13 protein-coding genes are annotated in these 17,007 nt (G+C 66.6%); 7 read left to right on the top strand and 6 right to left on the bottom strand.

What is annotated here, in order from left to right; genetic code table 11:
- Positions 1-261 precede the first annotated feature (261 nt).
- Both ACHMWQ_RS01010 and ACHMWQ_RS01005 read left to right on the top strand, forming a co-directional pair.
- Complete coding sequence (locus ACHMWQ_RS01010; RefSeq protein ID WP_396306054.1) at positions 262-1,275, top strand: extensin family protein; 1,014 nt, start codon at positions 262-264, stop codon at positions 1,273-1,275.
- Positions 1,276-1,566: 291 nt separating this feature from the next.
- Complete coding sequence (locus ACHMWQ_RS01005) at positions 1,567-1,860, top strand: GIY-YIG nuclease family protein (protein ID WP_396306053.1); 294 nt, start codon at positions 1,567-1,569, stop codon at positions 1,858-1,860.
- A 292-nt stretch (positions 1,861-2,152) separates the two neighbouring features.
- Here the strand turns inward: ACHMWQ_RS01005 and pyc are convergent, their stop codons facing one another.
- From pyc to ACHMWQ_RS00985, 4 genes are all read right to left on the bottom strand, one after another.
- The gene (gene pyc, locus ACHMWQ_RS01000) at positions 2,153-5,593 is read right to left on the bottom strand and encodes a pyruvate carboxylase (protein WP_396306052.1); all 3,441 of its coding nucleotides are present in this window, start codon (positions 5,591-5,593) and stop codon (positions 2,153-2,155) included.
- A gap of 307 nt (positions 5,594-5,900) precedes the next feature.
- A complete protein-coding gene (mdoH, locus tag ACHMWQ_RS00995) occupies positions 5,901-8,102 on the bottom strand; it encodes a glucans biosynthesis glucosyltransferase MdoH (protein ID WP_396306051.1) in 2,202 nt (733 codons plus the stop codon).
- A complete protein-coding gene (locus ACHMWQ_RS00990; protein ID WP_354553797.1) occupies positions 8,090-9,676 on the bottom strand; it encodes a glucan biosynthesis protein G in 1,587 nt (528 codons plus the stop codon). The genes mdoH and ACHMWQ_RS00990 overlap by 13 nt, the downstream gene beginning before the upstream one ends.
- Positions 9,673-9,894, bottom strand: coding sequence for a hypothetical protein (locus ACHMWQ_RS00985; RefSeq protein WP_354553796.1), 222 nt, complete (start codon positions 9,892-9,894; stop codon positions 9,673-9,675). The genes ACHMWQ_RS00990 and ACHMWQ_RS00985 overlap by 4 nt, the downstream gene beginning before the upstream one ends.
- 271 nt (positions 9,895-10,165) lie before the next feature.
- Between ACHMWQ_RS00985 and ACHMWQ_RS00980 the strand changes: the two genes are divergently transcribed.
- Entirely contained in the window at positions 10,166-11,083 is a 918-nt protein-coding gene (locus ACHMWQ_RS00980; RefSeq protein ID WP_396306050.1) for a ribokinase, read from the top strand.
- 154 nt (positions 11,084-11,237) lie between these two features.
- On the top strand, positions 11,238-12,770 hold the full coding sequence (locus ACHMWQ_RS00975) for an altronate dehydratase family protein (protein WP_354553794.1): 1,533 nt from the start codon (positions 11,238-11,240) through the stop codon (positions 12,768-12,770).
- 329 nt (positions 12,771-13,099) lie between these two features.
- On the opposite strand, the gene ACHMWQ_RS00970 is transcribed toward ACHMWQ_RS00975, so the two are convergent.
- Positions 13,100-14,449, bottom strand: coding sequence for an Nramp family divalent metal transporter (locus ACHMWQ_RS00970; RefSeq protein WP_396306049.1), 1,350 nt, complete (start codon positions 14,447-14,449; stop codon positions 13,100-13,102).
- A gap of 234 nt (positions 14,450-14,683) precedes the next feature.
- On the opposite strand from ACHMWQ_RS00970, the gene ACHMWQ_RS00965 reads away from it, so the two are divergent.
- The gene (locus ACHMWQ_RS00965) at positions 14,684-15,616 is read left to right on the top strand and encodes an aldo/keto reductase (RefSeq protein WP_396306048.1); all 933 of its coding nucleotides are present in this window, start codon (positions 14,684-14,686) and stop codon (positions 15,614-15,616) included.
- A gap of 72 nt (positions 15,617-15,688) precedes the next feature.
- Entirely contained in the window at positions 15,689-16,252 is a 564-nt protein-coding gene (locus ACHMWQ_RS00960) for a hypothetical protein (protein ID WP_396306047.1), read from the top strand.
- Positions 16,253-16,258: 6 nt separating this feature from the next.
- Here ACHMWQ_RS00960 and ACHMWQ_RS00955 read toward each other — a convergent pair whose 3' ends face one another.
- Entirely contained in the window at positions 16,259-16,711 is a 453-nt protein-coding gene (locus ACHMWQ_RS00955; RefSeq protein ID WP_396306046.1) for a hypothetical protein, read from the bottom strand.
- A gap of 70 nt (positions 16,712-16,781) precedes the next feature.
- On the opposite strand from ACHMWQ_RS00955, the gene ACHMWQ_RS00950 reads away from it, so the two are divergent.
- Positions 16,782-16,907 (top strand): hypothetical protein, encoded by a 126-nt coding sequence (locus ACHMWQ_RS00950; RefSeq protein WP_396306045.1) that lies wholly within the window; start codon positions 16,782-16,784, stop codon positions 16,905-16,907.
- The last annotated feature ends 100 nt before the right edge of the window (positions 16,908-17,007 follow it).

Genomic DNA, 17,007 nt, shown 5'->3' with positions numbered 1-17,007 from the left:
ACGCGCCGTCACCCCGACCAGCTGTTCCAGAAGGTCTTTCCCAAGGTCAACCAGACCTCGGAGCGCAAGCCCGCCAAGCGGAAACCGCATCGCGCCCCGCGGGCTGTCGAGCCTGCCAAGGCGGCGACGCCTGCGCCGGTCGTGGACGCCCCGGCGGCCAGCGCGGCTGTTAGCACGCCGTTACCCACCCCGCGCCCTCCCGTTAAGGCCGAGGCGGTCGAGGCGCCGGCGTCGCAGGCTCCGGTCGTCGCCGCCACGCCCTTGCCCCGGACGAAGCCTGCGGAGGACCGCAAGGCAGCCGGACTGGTCGCCATTCCGGCCCCTGCCGAGGCGACGGTCGGCACGGTGAAGACGGTGCCCGTTCCCGCCGACACGGCGCTTGCCGCCGGCGCCATCGCCGCCGCTTCCGCGCTCGCCGGCGCGGTGCCGGCCGACCCGCCGAGCGAGGGCGAACTCGCCTTTGCGCCGCCCGTTCTGCCGACGCTGCTGAAGCCGACGCCGACCGAGGGGCGAAATGTCGATGGCAGCCTGAAGAAGGGCGACCGGCTGCCGCCGCCGGAGAAGGAAGCTGTGCTCGCCCCCGCCGACCCCGCGCCGGCGGGCAAGACCGAAGACGATAAGTCCGCCGTCGCCGCGGCGACGCCGCCCTCGCTGCCCATGCCGCGCCGCAAGCCGGACGTCGTGCTGGCCGCTTTGGTCCCGAACATCGTCCCCGCCGTGCCGGAGGCGCTCGCCGCTTGCAAGGCGTCCATGAGCGGGCTGAAGATTTCGGCCTCGGCTCTGCCGGCGATCCATGCCGGCAGCTGCGGCGGGCCAGATCCGTTCGAGGTCAAGGCGCTCGAAGGCGGCAAGGTCGATCTGGAGCCGGGCGCCAAGATCAATTGCGCGGTGGCGACGACGCTGGCGCGCTGGGTCGAGCAGGACATCCAGCCCTCGGCGCAGGCGACGCTGGGCGGCCGGGTGACGGCGCTGCGGGTGGCGGACTCCTATTCCTGTCGCGGCCGTAACCGCGTGGTCAACGCCATGCTCTCCGAGCACGCCTTCCTGAACGCGATCGACATCGCGGCCTTCGAGGTGAACGGCCGCTGGGTGACGGTTACCAGGGCGAAGGATCGCACCGAGAAGGAAGACACGTTCCTGAAGGCGGCGCGCGTGTCGGCCTGCGACAAGTTCAATACGGTGCTCGGTCCCGGCTCGGACGGCTACCACGAGGACCACTACCACGTGGACCTGCGCCAGCGCGGCAAGGGCGGCGGCCGCAAGTACTGCCGCTGAGGTTGGGGCGCGCTCGGCCCTTGTATCGGTCCAAAGCAATTCGGAGTTCGCTGGACCCTCCTTCGAGGCTTCGCTGGCGCGAAGCACCTCAGGATGATGGGGGAGGGTGAGAAGCAGGGCGGGGAGCGTTCGGGCGGTAGCCGCGCTGCTTAGTTGGCGTTGTGATGCTGCGATCTTGATGAATCGCATTGCACTTGGGCCGGACCCTACTCAAACTTGCCTAAAACCCAATGTCATCATCCTTAGGTGCCCGGCGAAGCCGGGCCTCGAAGGAGGGATCCAGGAGGCTCAATGGGCGCGTCCGTCTATATGCTTCGCTGCGCGGATGGCTCCTATTACGTCGGCTCGACGGCGGCCGAGGACAAGCAAAGGCGCTTGCTGGAGCATCAGTCGGGCGCCTATCGCGGCTACACGTTTTCCCGCCGGCCTGTGGAACTGGTCTGGGCCGAGGATTTCGAGCGGATCACCGACGCCCACGCGGCCGAGCGACAACTGAAGGGCTGGTCGCGAGCCAAGAAGGAAGCGCTGGTCCGTGGCGAATGGGCGCTCGTGCAGATCCCGTCCAAGCGGCCCGGTGCCCGTTGACGTTCAACGGCTGGTTTGGAGGTTGCTGGACCCTCCTTCGAGGCCCGGCTTCGCCGGGCCCTCAGGATGATGGTCGTGCGATTGGATAGACCTGCAGGATTGGAACCACTGAGCCTGCTACGGCATGCTGTTCCACTCTCGAAACAAACTCAGTCATCATCCTGAGGTGCTTCGCGGAGCGAAGCCTCGAAGGAGGGTCCAGTGGAACTCCACCATTTCTGATGGTTGTCAGCCTGCTTGAGGCAACTCGAAATCCGGGACGCGATCCCAAGGAACCGCGTCCCGAAAAGATCTACCCGAACACCACCAGAAGGTCCTTGGCGTCGATCTGGCTGCCGGCGTGGACCAGGACTTCGGCGATCGTGCCGTCGCGGTCGGCGTGGATGGCGGTTTCCATCTTCATCGCCTCGATCGACAGCAGCACGTCGCCGGCCTTGACCGTCTGGCCGGCCTTGACCGCGAGCGTCGAGACGACGCCCGGCATCGGCGCCGGCACATGGTTCGGGTTGCCGTCCTCGGCCTTGCGCTTGGCGACAACCGAACCGGCATTGGCGCGGTCGGGCACCTTGATGACGCGCGGCTGGCCGTTCAGCTCGAAGAAGACGCGGATCAGGCCTTCCTCGTCGGCGTCGCCGATCGCCTGCATCCGGATCACCATGGTCTTGCCCTTTTCGAGCTCGACCAGGATCTCCTCGCCCACCGGAAGGCCGTAGAAATAGACCGGGGTCGGCAGAACGCTGGTCGGGCCCCAGTTCTGCAGGCCCTTGGCGAAGTCGGTGAACACCTTCGGATACATCAGGTAGGAAGCGAGGGCGAAATCGTCGATCTCGCCATTGCCGACCTTTTCCTGCACGGTCTTGCGCTCGGCCTCGAGGTCGGCGGCGGCGATCAGCGAGCCGGGGCGCGCCGTCGACGGGGTCTCGCCCTTCAGCGCCTTCTTCTGGATCGCTTCCGGCCAACCGCCCGGCGGCTGGCCGAGATCGCCGCGCATCATCTGCACGACCGAATCCGGGAAGGCGATGTCCTTGGCAGGGTTCTCGACGTCGGCGACGGAGAGGTTCTGCGACACCATCATCAGCGCCATGTCGCCGACGACCTTGGAGGACGGCGTCACCTTGACGATGTCGCCGAACATCTGGTTGACGTCGGCATAGGCCTGCGCGACCTCGTGCCAGCGGGTGTCGAGGCCGAGCGAGCGGGCCTGTTCCTTCAGATTGGTGAACTGGCCGCCCGGCATCTCGTGCAGGTAGACTTCCGAGGCGCCGGCCTTGAGATCGCTCTCGAAGGCGGCGTACTGGCCGCGCACCGCTTCCCAGTAGAACGAGATCTTGCGGATCGCGTCGGGGTCGAGGCCGGTGTCGCGATCCGAGCCCTTCAGCGCCTCGACGATCGAGCCGAGGCAGGGCTGCGAGGTCAGGCCGGACAGCGCGTCCATTGCCGCGTCGACCGCGTCGACGCCGGCTTCCACCGCCGCCAGCACGGTCGCGGCGGAGATGCCGGACGTGTCATGCGTGTGCAGGTGGATCGGCAACTCGGTCTCGGAGCGCAGCGTCGCGATCAGCTTCTTGGCGGCGGCCGGCTTCAGCAGGCCCGCCATATCCTTGAGGCCGATGACATGCGCGCCAGCCTTTTCCAGGTCCTTGGCCAGGCCGACATAGTATTTCAGGTCATACTTGGCGCGGTCGGGATCGAGGATGTCGCCGGTGTAGCAGATTGCCGCCTCGAGGACCTTGCCCTCTTCGCGCACGGCGTCCATCGAGACGCGCATGTTTTCGACCCAGTTCAGGCAGTCGAACACGCGGAACAGGTCGACGCCGCCCTTGGCGGCCTGCTTGACGAAGAACTTGACGACATTGTCGGCATAGTTGGTGTAGCCGACGCCATTGGCGCCGCGCAGCAGCATCTGCAGCAGGATATTCGGCGCGCGCTCGCGCACCATGGCGAGGCGTTCCCAGGGATCCTCGGTCAGGAAGCGCATCGAGACGTCGAAGGTGGCGCCGCCCCAGCATTCGAGGCTGAGAAGCCCCGGCAGGCCGCGGGCATAGGCGTCCGCAATGCCCACGATGTCATGCGTGCGCATGCGGGTGGCGAGCAGCGACTGGTGCGCGTCGCGCATGGTCGTGTCGGTGATCAGGACGCGGCTTTCGGCGCGCATCCACTGGGCGAGTGCCTCGGGGCCGTGCGCATCGAGATATTGCTTGGTGCCGGGCGCCGGGTCGGCCGCGAAATGCGGGATGACCTTGGCGAGCGCGTCGGCCTTCGGCTTGACGCGGCCGCGCGTCTCGGGATGGCCGTTGACGGTGACGTCGGCGATGTAGTTGAGCAGCTTGGTGCCGCGATCGCGCCGGCGCACGGCCGAGAACAGCTCCGGCGTCGTGTCGATGAAGCGCGTCGTGTAGGAATTGTCGCGGAACTGCGGGTGGTTGATGATGTTGGCGACGAAGGTCAGGTTCGTCGCGACGCCACGGATGCGGAATTCGCGCAGCGCGCGGTCCATGCGCGCGATCGCCTCCTGCGGCGTCGGCGCCCAGGCGGTGATCTTCTCGAGCAGCGGGTCGTAGAAGCGGGTGATCACCGCGCCGGAATAGGCCGTGCCGCCGTCGAGGCGGATGCCGAAGCCCGACGCCTCGCGATAGGCGGTGATGCGGCCGTAATCGGGGATGAAGTTCTGCTCGGGATCTTCCGTCGTAATGCGGCACTGCAGGGCATGGCCGTTCAGGCGGATGGCGTCCTGCTTCGGCACGCCGGATTCGGGCGTGCCGATGGCCGCGCCCTCGGCGATGTGGATCTGCGCCTTGACGATGTCGATGCCGGTCACCTGCTCGGTGACGGTGTGCTCGACCTGGATGCGCGGGTTCACTTCGATGAAGTAGAACTTGCCGGTATCGGCATCCATCAGGAATTCGACGGTGCCGGCGCCGTAATAGTTCGAAGCCTTGGCGATCTTGACGCCGTAGTCGGTGATTTCCTTGCGCTCGGTCTCGGCGAGGTAGGGCGCGGGGGCGCGCTCGACGACCTTCTGGTGGCGGCGCTGCACCGAGCAGTCGCGCTCATAGAGGTGGGCGATGTTGCCGTGCTGGTCACCGAGGATCTGCACCTCGACATGGCGGGCGCGCTCGACCAGCTTTTCGAGATAGATCTCGTCCTTGCCAAAGGCGGCCTTGGCCTCGCGCTTGGCGGTGATCGCGTCTTTGAGCAGGGTCTCTTCGTCGCGGATGACGCGCATGCCGCGTCCGCCGCCGCCCCAGGAGGCCTTGAGCATCAGCGGATAGCCGATGCGGGCCGCCTCGGCCTTGATGATTTCCGGATCGTCCGGCAGCGGATCGGTCGCCGGCATGACGGGCACGCCGGCAGAGATTGCCAGATTGCGGGCGGCGACCTTGTTGCCGAGCATGCGCATGGTGTCGGGCGAGGGGCCGATGAAGATGATGCCGGCCTCGGCGCAGGCCTCGGCGAATTCGGGGCTCTCCGAGAGCAGGCCGTAGCCCGGATGGATGGCGTCGACCTTCGCCTCGCGGGCGATGCGGATGATGTCGGCGATGTTCAGATAGGCTTCGATGGGGCCGAGACCCCTGCCGACCTGATAGGCCTCGTCCGCCTTGAAGCGGTGCAGCGCGAGCTTGTCTTCCTCGGCGAAGATCGCGACGGTCGTGATGCCCAGCTCATTCGCCGCGCGAAAAACGCGGATGGCGATTTCGGACCGGTTGGCGACCAGGATTTTCTTGATGGTCACGTATTCCCCCAACATTGCCGTGCTTCGTCGCTGCGCGAACGAGCCTCTCCCGGGAATGATTACAAGGTTTGTGCGATTGCGAAAAGATCGGAATTCTACGCTGCAATGCGGCGGTAACACGTTAGTTTCATACGACGAATAACAAAGCCGTCTACGCGACTTGGCGCGGCGCGGTATGCAACCCAGGCGCGCCCCGCTTCACCTTCGGCGGCGCGCCAAAGCGGGCGGTGAAAACCGCCTATTATTATGAAAGTCGAAGCATTGTCGGGTCCTCGCCCGCCGGGGGAGAGGACCCTGCAGAGCCCGTTCAGGCGGGCAATGCACTCAACCGTCCGAGCAGGGCCGGCGTCGCCATGACCATGGCGCGCTCCTGCGGCGTCAGGAAGGATACGGCTTCCTCGATCGTGGTGGCCTCGTCGATCTTGGCGATCGACTGCGCCTCGACCGGATCGATCTTGCCGCGCGGGCGGGGCGGCACGGCGTCGGTCAGGGCGAGGTGGACGGCACGCAGGTTTTCGTCGCGGGCGATGGCGAGGAGATCCGGCGCTTTGTCGACCGCTACCTCGTAGTTGGGGCGGGCGGCGGCGGCGGCGATCGCCACGGCCGGCGGATCGACTTCCTCCGGCGTGCGCAGCAGGCCCATCCGGCGGACGAAGCGGCCGACCTTGTTGGACCCGGTCATGCCGGAGACCGGCACCACCAGCAGCAGGCCGAGGATCGCGGGCGATAGCCAGGCGACCAGCACCAGCGAATCGAGCCAGGCGGCGCAGAGCAGCGCCAGGCCGAGCAGGAAATGCCAGCGATGGCGGATGATCAGCGAGCGGATCGGCACGCCGCCATCGTCGCGGCGCTGCGGCTTCCAGCCGGAATCGCGGCCGAGCAGGATCGATACGATGGCGCCGGTATGCACCAGCATCATCACCGGGGCGATCAGCGCCGAGATGATGATCTCGAACAGGAAGCTCGCGATGGTGCGGAAGCCGCCGACCTTGCGCCGGTCGGTGCGGTTGCGCAGGAACGAGACCAGGCCGAGGAATTTCGGACCGAACAGGATCACCAGCGTCAGGCCGAACAGCCGCAGCGCGCGCTCGGCGTCGATCACCGGCCAGGTCGGGAAGAGCTGGAAGTCCTCGGTGAAATATTCCGGCCGGATGAAGTGCGCCTGCAGCGACAGCGCCAAACCAGCCAGGATCAGGAGCAGCCAGAGCGGCGAGGCGAGATAGGAGCCGATGCCCGTCATCAGATGGATGCGGCTGACCCAATGCAGGCCGCGCGCGGGCAGCACCAACACATGCTGGAGATTGCCCTGGCACCAGCGGCGGTCGCGCACGGCGAGGTCGATGATCGAGGGCGGGCTCTCTTCATAGGAGCCGGCGAGATCCTCGGCGATCCGCACCGTCCAGCCGGCACGGCGCAGCAGCGCCGCCTCGACGAAATCGTGGCTGAGGATATGGCCGCCGAAGGGCGGCTTGCCGGGAAGGTCGGGCAGGCCTGCCGCGTCCATGAAGGCGCGCGTGCGTATGATGGCGTTGTGGCCCCAGTAATTGCCCTCGGAACCGGTCCAGAAGGCGAGGCCGGCGCCGACAACCGGGCCATAGACGCGGCCGGCGAACTGCTGCAGCCGGGCGACGATGGTGGTGCCGTTGACGAGGGCGGGGATGGTCTGGATCAGGCCCGCATCGGGGTCTTCCTCCATCCGGCGCGCCAACTCGACGATCGTCTCGGGGGCGATCAGGCTGTCGGCGTCGAGCACCAGCATGTGGTCGTAGGCGGCGCCCCAGCGGGTGCAGAAATCAGCCACATTGCCGGATTTGCGCGCCACATTCTTGCGGCGGCGGCGGTAATAGACCCGGCCCCGGTCGCCGAGGCGGTCACGCAGCGTCAGCAGCGCCGCCTCTTCCTCCAGCGCCACGTCGGGATCCGTGGTGTCGGACAGGATGAACCAGTCGAAGGCCGGGCCCTGCTGCAATTCGTCGAGGCCGACGGCCATCGCCTCAACCGCGGCGAAGACGCGCGACGGGTCTTCGTTATAGGTCGGCATCAGCATGGCGGTCTTGCCGCCGAGCGGGCCGGGCGGCGTGCGCTTCTGGCGGTAGCGCCGGGCCATGACCACGCCATAGCCGGCGATCGAGCTCACGAAGGCGAGCGCGATCCAGCCGAAATTCAGCGCGAACAGCACCAGCACCGCGATCTCGATCGGCGTCAGGCCGCCGACGATCAGCACCTGCTCCATTTCGTAGACGGCAATGGCGGCGAGCAGGAACGCGCTGCCCAGGATGCCGATGCGGCGAACCCAGGACGAGCGCGAGCGGCGCGGATCGACGAACTTGCGACGGTCGCGCCGGCGGAAGCGCCAGAGCGACTGGGTCGGCATGTCGGACGGGGTTTCCGCCGGCATGCCGGGCGCGCGGTGCGGCGCCGGGGCGTCATCGGGAGCAAGGGCAGCCCGCGGGGATCGATCCGCCGGTTGAGCCGCTTCCGCGGCCGGGAAAGCGATTACGCCGTCCATCGATAGACCCAGGTCTCCGCTGGCCGCTCATCCGGGAACTGCAATACGACGCGCAATTCGACCAGCGTCGCATCTTCCGGATCAAGCTCAAAGTTGACGCGCCAACCCTCGCCGAGCTTCGGGTTCGGCATGACCACCACGTTGCTGATCTTACCCTTTGACGTGGAGACAGTCGCCTTCGGTTCCTGGGGGGGATGACCCTCCTGGGCCTGGGGGGGGAAGAAGTCGATCACAAAGCGGCGATTGGGGCTGTCGCCATCGAGCGTGGCGCGGCCGATGCGGGTGCCCGCCACGACCATGCCGCCCGGCACGTAGTTCGGGTCGCCGCCCCAGGACAGGCGATAGGCGAAGGCGTATTCGGTGCCGGCCGCGATCACGTCCTTCGGCTGCCAGTAGGCGACGATGTTGTCGTGCACTTCCGAATTGGTTGGAATCTCGACCAGGGTCACGGCGCCCTGGCCCCAGTCGCCGACCGGCTCGACCCAGAGGCTCGGCCGCGCTTCGTAGGAAGCCTCGAGATCCTCGTAATTGTCGAACACGCGGTTGCGCTGCATCAGGCCGAAGCCGCGCGGGCCGGCGTCGACGAAGGCGCTGATCTGCAGGGTCGTCGGATTGGAGATCGGCCGCCACAGGCGCTCGCCGCGGCCATTGACCATCAGCAGGCCGTCGGAATCGTGCACCTCGGGACGGAAGTCGTCGATGCCGATGCGGTCATTGGCGCCGAAGAAGAACATGCTGGTGCCCGGTGCCAGGCCGACCTTGGTCAGGTCGGTGCGCGGGAACAGCGTGGCTTCCACGTCCATGGTCGTCGGATAGCCGGGGCGGACGGTGAAGCGGTAGGCACCCGACGCGCTCGGGCTGTCGAGCAGCGCGTGCAGGACGATGGTGTCGCCGTCCTTGATCGGGGTCTCGACCCAGAAGGCGCGGAAGATCGGGAATTCCTCGCCCTCGGGCTCGGCCGTCTTGATGGCGAGGCCGCGCGCGGAGATGCCGTAGAGCTGGCCGCGTCCGACCGAGCGGAAATAGCTGGCGCCCTGGAAGACGAGGATCTCGTCGAAATAGTCGGGATTGTTGATCGGGCCGTGCACGCGGATGCCGGCGAAGCCCATGTCGGTATCGGGGATGCCCTTCGGCACCAGCGGTCCGAAGTCGAACATGTTGGTCGAGTAGGGCAGGTGCTTGGCCTGGCCTTCCTTGACGATGGCGACCTCGATCGGCTCTTTGAAGTAGAAGCCCGGATGGAACAGCTGCAGCTTGAACGGCAGGCCGTCATCCGCCCAGACCGACGCGCCCGCCTTGAAGCGGATGTCGCGATACTGGTCATAGGTGAGGTTCTGCAGCACTTCCGGCAGCCGCGACGAGGGCGCTGCGAACGGAACACGGGAGAGGCGGCGCGCAATCTCCGCCACGGTCGACCGGGTGAAAGGTCCGTCCGTCGCGAGCGAGGCGGCGACATTGTTGGCCTGGGCCATGGCCTCAACCGGGTACAGGTTGCCAATGGCCGCGACGGCGACGAAGGCACCGGCGGATGCCAGAAGGCGGCGCCGCGAAATCTGGTACGGAGTCTCAGTCATTTTCTGTCTATTTTCTCGGGAAACCGGTTTTGTTGCCCGAACTTAGGGTCGAACTGTGGTGAAAATTTCACGGTCCATCTGCCGTAGCCGATTTGGCTGCGGCGGTCGATGGGCCGGGGCGCTCGCCGGCGCGGCGCGATGATCCCGACCATGCCGGGAGAAGAGGCGGAAATCGGCCGGTACCGGCCCATCCGCGCCCCAAAGCTCACGTTCGACAAGCCCGCGATCTCCGCGCCATGATTCCGGTCAATTTCAAATCAGCTTAACTGTGTTTTGTGGATTGCGGAATGTCGCAGAACCCCCTCCGTGATCTTATTTGTTGCAGTGCCCGCGTTCCTCCCGCCCTGCGGCGTGAACGCGCTTGTCCCGCCGCTTCCGCGTCCCGCCCGCGCGGCTACTTGTGCGCGCCGTGCCGCGTCGGCATTCTCTGCGCGCGGAGCGGCTGAAATACGCTATGACGCCACGAAACGTCCTGTTGAGGAAACATTCATGATCACGGTTTTCGGCTCCATCAATATCGATCTCGTCAGTCGGACCGCGCGTCTGCCGCGCCCGGGCGAGACGGTGCCCGGATCCGAATACCAGCTGATCCCCGGTGGCAAGGGCGCCAACCAGGCGCTCGCGGCGCGGCGCGCCGGCGCCACCGTCCGGATGATCGGCGCGGTCGGCGATGACGACATGGCCGCGACCGCGCTTGCCGAGCTGGAAGCCGGCGGCGTCGACCTCTCCGGCGTCCAGCGCCGCGGCAAGACGACCGGCATGGCGGTGATCACCGTCGACGACCATGCCGAAAACACCATCGTGCTGTCGCCCGGCGCCAACGCCAAGCTCAAGGCGACCGACCTCCAGCCGGGCTCGATCGGCGCCGGCGACACGCTGCTGTTGCAGATGGAAACACCCTTCGCCGAGACGCTGGCCGCCGCCCGTGCGGCCAAGGCTGCCGGCGCCCGCGTCGTGCTCTCGATCGCGCCGTTCCTGCCGATCGAGCGCGAAGCCTTCGCCGACATCGACATGATCCTGGTCAACGAGACCGAGGCCGCCGACCTCGCGCGTCACCTCGGCCTGCTGCCGGGCTCCACCGGCGCCGAGACCGTGACAAGTCTCGCCAACGAACTGAAGCGCACCGTGATCGCGACGCTCGGGCCGGATGGCGCGGTCGCCGCCACCGGCGAGGACACGATCAGCGTTCCGGCGCTGCAGGTGGTCCCGGTCGACACGACCGGCGCCGGCGACACGTTCTGCGGCGTACTGGCGGCGCTGCTGGACGAGGGCGCCGACCTCGCAACCGCGATGCGCCACGCGGCCGTCGCCGGCTCGCTCGCCTGTACCAAGCCCGGCGCGCAACCGAGCTTCCCGCTCCGCGAAGCGATCGAATTGTCGCTGGGCGGCGACCCGGCTTTTCCGTGACAGCCGGCCGTCTCTATTGTATGACGATCGACAAGCCCGATCACTGGTGAATGTCATCTTCACCTGAAAAACGACTGGGGTCCCGCCCCGCGCGCCAAGGCTGCGCGATCGCGGGCGGAGCCTCAGCCCTTGCCTCTTGTTTTAGAGAACCCCGATGAGCGTCACCACCGCTGCCAATCCCCGCACCCTGCGCCTGAACGCGACCGACAATGTCCGCGTCGCCATCGACACGATCCTGCCGGGATCGATCGTCGAGGGTGTGACCGCCAGCCAGCGCGTGCCCAAGGGCCACAAGATTGCCGTCACCGGCATCGCCGAGGGGTCGCCGGTGCTGAAGTTCGGCCAGATCATCGGCTTCGCCAAGACGGCGATCGCGCCGGGCGAATGGGTGCATGAGCATAATTGCGGCATGTCCGAATTCGACCGCGACTACCAGTTCGCGGAAGGCGCGCATGATGACGGCCTGCTGCCGCTCGCCGAGCGCCGCCATTTCGACGGCTACCATCGCCCGAACGGCAAGGTCGGCACGCGCAACTATATCGGCATCCTGACCAGCGTGAACTGCTCGGCGACTGTGGCGCGCTACATCGCCGATGCCTTCAACCGCTCGGATATCCTCAAGGATTATCCCAATGTCGACGGCGTCGTCGCCTTCGTGCACGGCCAGGGCTGCGGCATGGGCGGTTCGGGCGAGGGCTACGAGACGCTGGAGCGGACGCAGTGGGGCTATGCCGCGCATCCGAACCTCGCCGGCGTTCTCGTCGTCGGCCTCGGCTGCGAAGTGTTCCAGATCCCGCGCCTGATGAAGCAGTACAATCTCGTCGAGCATGACGGCTTCCGCACGATGACCATCCAGGAGACCGGCGGCACCCGCAAGACGATCGAAGCCGGCATCGCCGTGATCAAGGACATGCTGCCGGCGGCCAACGCCTACAAGCGCCAGGCGACGCCGGTTTCCGAAATCATGGTCGGCCTGCAGTGCGGCGGTTCCGACGGCTATTCCGGCATCACCGCCAACCCGGCGCTCGGCTATGCCTCCGACATTCTGGTCCGGCATGGCGGCACCACCATCCTGTCGGAAACGCCGGAGATCTACGGCGCCGAGCACCTGCTCACCCGCCGCGCGGCCAACCGCGAGGTCGGCGAGAAGCTGGTCGGCCTGATCAAGTGGTGGGAAGACTACACCGAGCGCAACCAGGGCGAGATGAACAACAATCCCTCGCCCGGCAACAAGCTTGGCGGCCTGACGACGATCCTGGAGAAGTCGCTCGGCGCGGCGGCCAAGGGCGGCACCTCGACGCTGCGCGGCGTCTACAAATATGCCGAGCCGGTCGACACGCATGGCTTCGTCTACATGGACAGCCCTGGCTATGACCCGGCCGCCGTCACCGGCCAGATCGCGTCGGGCGCCAACATGATCGTCTTCACGACGGGCCGTGGTTCGGCCGCCGGCTACAAGCCGACGCCGTCGATCAAGCTCGCGACCAATTCCGACGTCTACACCCGCATGATCGACGACATGGACATCAATTGCGGCGACGTCCTCGACGGCGTTTCGATCGAGGCCAAGGGCCAGGAAATCTTCGACGAGATTGTCGCGGTCGCGTCCGGCAAGCACTCGAAGTCGGAAGATCTCGGCTATGGCGACGCGGAATTCGTGCCGTGGCAGATCGGCGCCGTGATGTAAGGCCGTCCTTACAGCCTGTATTTTTTTGAAAGGCCCCCTTTCCGGTTGGACGGGGGCCTTTTTTATTGTCTGGAGGCACCTCCCCACACTTCCGTCATCCCCGCGAAGGCGGGGATCCATTCAACCGGGTTTTCGGGAGGTTTTGCGGGCCAAGCCTTGGCTGTATGGGTCCCCGCCTTCGCGGGGATGACGGCGAGGGTGGCCCGTCTTTCTTCACCTCTCCCTGAGGGAGAGGTCGACGCACGCAGTGCGGCGGGTGAGGGTTTGCGGCCTCCCGGACAGGTTCCCTAAACGCTAACCCGGACGCGCAGTCCGAGCTGCCAAAATACCTATCCGCCCGCCAGCACGTCGAAGATCAGCTTCATGTTCAGCACGATGATCGTCGCCGCGATGATGCCGGCGATGGCGGTGAGCCAGCGCGGGGCGGTGAACTCGCCCATCTTGCGCCGCTCCGCGGTGAACTTCACCAGCGGGATCACGGCGAAGGGCAGCTGCAGGCTGAGGATGACCTGCGACAGGATGAGCAGCTGGCCGGCGCCCTTGTCGCCATAATAGATCGTGACGGCCGCCGCCGGCACGATGGCGATGCCGCGGGTGATCAGCCGGCGCAGCCAAGGCGCGAGGCGGATATTGAGGAAGCCTTCCATGACGATTTGGCCGGCCATGGTCGCCGTCACGGTCGAGTTCAGGCCGCAGCAGAGCAGCGCTATGGCGAACAGGGTGGGCGCCAGCGCCGAGCCGAGCAGGGGATGCAGCAGCGCATAGGCCTTGTCGAGCTCCACTACTTCGGTCGAGCCCTTGGCGTGGAAGGCGGACGCCGCCAGGATCAGGATCGACGCGTTGATGGCGAGCGCGAACAGCAGCGCCAGCGTCGAATCCAGGGTCGCGAAGCGGATCGCCTCGCGCTTGCCCTGGCTGTCGGTGTGGTAGGCGCGGGTCTGTACGATGCCGGAATGCAAATAGAGATTATGCGGCATCACCGTCGCGCCGATGATGCCGAGCGCCAGATAGAGCATGTTCGGGTTGGTGACGATCTGGGTGGTCGGCGCGAAGCCGCGCACGAGGTCGCCCCAGACCGGGTCGGCCATGACGATCTGCGCCAGGAACGACACCGCGATCACGCCGAGCAGGGTGATGACGAGCGCCTCGACCCAGCGGAAGCCCTTGGTCTGCAGGTAGAGAACCAGGAACACGTCGAGCGCCGTGATCAGCACGCCGATCTCGAGCGGGATGCCGAACAGCAGGTTGAGGCCGATCGCCGTGCCGATCACCTCGGCAAGGTCCGTGGCGCAGATCGCGATCTCGGCGAACAGCCACAGCATGGCGGCCACGGGCGCCGGATAGGCGTCGCGGCAGGCCTGCGCCAGATCGCGGCCGGTGGCGATGGCGAGCCGGGCGGCCAGCGCCTGCAGGATCATCGCCATCAGGCTGGACAGCAGCACGACGAACAGCAGCGTGTAGCCGAAGCGCGAGCCGCCGGCGATCGAGGTGGCCCAGTTGCCGGGGTCCATGTAGCCGACCGCGACCAGATAACCCGGGCCCAGGAAGGCTGCCGCCTTGCGCCAGTTCGGCGCGCCCGGATCCACCGCGATCGAGCTGTGGACTTCGGAGAGCGACGGCGCCCCGCGCTCGCGACGCCAGCCGGCTCCCGATGCCTTCTCTTCCTCGATCGTTCGCATGATGGCTTTCAAGAATGCAATTGAGAACTATTCGCAATAAATGGCGGCGGTGCGGACAAAGTCAATCGGAACCTTGCGGCAGGGAGGCGCGACCGTGCGGCGCCGCGAGGGCGCGACATTCGCGCCACAGATCCGCGCGGGGCGCGAATTGCGAGCGGCGACTGGCGGTGGCGATGGACAGGCCCTAGTTTGATAGCCTGATGATCGCCGCTCCATCTGATCAAGAGGTATTCGATGCAGACCCGCAAGCTCGGCACTACCGATCTCGACGTCTCCGTGATCGGTCTCGGCACCAATAATTTCGGCGGACGCATCGACCTCGAAGGATCGCGCCGGGTGATCGACGCGGCGATCGATCACGGCATCAATTTCTTCGACACGGCCGACATCTACGCCGACACGAATTCGGAAAGCATCCTCGGCGAGGTGCTGGGCGCGCGACGCGACAAGATCGTGCTGGCGACCAAGTTCGGCAAGCCGATCCAGGGCTCGGCCGAGGGCAAGCGGGCCTCGCGCCCCTATATCCTGAAGGCGGTCGAGGACAGCCTGAGGCGGCTGAAGACCGATCGCATCGACCTCTACCAGCAGCATGAGCCCGATCCCGAAACGCCGATCGAGGAGACGCTGGCCACGCTCGAGGAACTGGTGACGGCGGGCAAGATCCGCCATTACGGCGCCTCGAACTTCTCGCCGAAGCAATTGCGCGAGGCGCAGGAAGCGGCGCGCAAGGCCGGCTATCGCGGCTTCGTTTCCAGCCAGGACGAATACAGCCTGGTCGAGCGCACGATCGAGACCGAGATGCTGCCGGTGGTCCGCGACGAGCAGCTGGCGCTGATCCCGTTCTTCCCGCTCGCCAGCGGGTTGCTGACGGGCAAATACCGCAATGGCGAGCCACCGGCCGGCAGCCGTTTCAGCGCCTGGAAGGCGCTCGGCGAACGCTATCTGACGCAGCGCAATCTGGTTCTGGTGGAAAAGTTCGACGCCTTCGCCGTCGCGTCTGGCCACACTGTCCTGGAGCTCGCCTTCGCCTGGCTGCTGGCGCAGGAATCGGTGCCCTCGGTGATCGCGGGCGCGACGACGCCGGAGCAGATCGCTGCCAATGCGAAGGCCTCGGAGTGGAACCTGTCCGCCGCCGACCTCGCCGCCTTCCACGCGCTGGTGGGCTGACCCCACGCGTCCGGCTGGCATTGCGTTAGAAGAGATCGGCGGGGGTTACCTGCCGATCGGATGGAATGGGACATGGACCGGATCGACCGCTATCTGCCGAAATATGATTTCAACGAGCGCCATGCCTGCGAGGTGAAGGCGTCGCCCGATGTGGTGATCGCGATCGCGGCCGCGTATCGGCCGGAATCCGATCCGTTCTTTCGCCGCATGATCGCGTTGCGGGAGGTCCCCATGCGCGGATTGCGGCGGCTTCTGCGGCGGGAGGGTCCGGCGCCTGCGTCGTTCGGGATGCAGAATTTCCTGCTGCTCGAGCAGGCGGCGGGAAACAGCCTCGTCTATGGCCTTGTCGGACGCTTCTGGCGGACGGATTACGGGCTCGTCACCTTGCCGGACGGGGAAGCCTTTCGCGCCTATGGGGAGCCCGGCGTGCCGAAGCTGGCGCTGGCGTTCCGGGCCGAGGCGATCGGCGAAGGACGGACACGGCTCTCGACCGAGACGCGGGTCTTCTGCCCGGATCGCGGCGCGTGGCTCCGCTTCGCGCCCTATTGGTACGCGATCCGCCCCGTCAGCGGCCTGATCCGCGCCCGCATCCTCGCCTCGATCCGGCGGCAGAGCGAGCGCCTGGCGGCGGGCTGAGTCGGCTCAGAGATGGATTTCCGGGGCGGTCGGGCAGGTCGAGGGCTTGCGCCGGTCCCAGCCGCGCGAGGTCCATTCCTTGGCCGGGCCGGCATTGGCGCCACCGGTCTCCTCCGGCACGAAGAAGGTGAAGCAGTTGGCGCCGTCGCGCTCGACGAAGAAGCAGGCGCCTTCCTGGCTGTCATAGAAAGTGCAGAACTTGCCGTCGCGCACCGACCATTGGCCGGAATCGGAGCCGTCGACGTCGTGATAGCGCACCGAGCCGTCTTCGCTGTAGGTCTCGCTGAAGAACGCGCCATTGTTGTAGATGCCGTCCAGCGTCACGCCGGAAAACAGCCCCTCGATCTCGGCTTCCGGCACGCGCGTGCCGGCAAGGGCGGCCTGCGTTGCCAGCCCCACGCCGAGCGCGACGATGAGGGAGGCGGAGAGACGTCCGATAACCCGCTGCATCTGGCTCAAGCCGTTCGTCTCCGTTGACTTTACGCCGGTTTGGCGGCAGAACGTGCGCCAACTTCATTCGGGTAGACCGATGACCGCGCACGCCGTTGCATCTTCGATCCTAATCGACCTGGTGGCTTCCGTCACCCGGGCAAGCACGGCCGTCACGCGCATCTCCACCACCGACAAAACGTCGAAAACCACGACGACCGCCTGACTGTCCCTCCTGCGCCCCCAATCTCCCTCGGGGCCCTGAGGGAGACGGGGCCGATCGAACGCGGTTTTTCGCGGACGGACGGTGGGGGAGAGAGACGGAC

The sequence above is a fragment of the Kaistia sp. UC242_56 genome (assembly GCF_044452255.1).
Lineage (GTDB): Bacteria > Pseudomonadota > Alphaproteobacteria > Rhizobiales > Kaistiaceae > Kaistia > Kaistia defluvii_A.
This window is presented reverse-complemented; position numbering and strand designations above follow the sequence as displayed.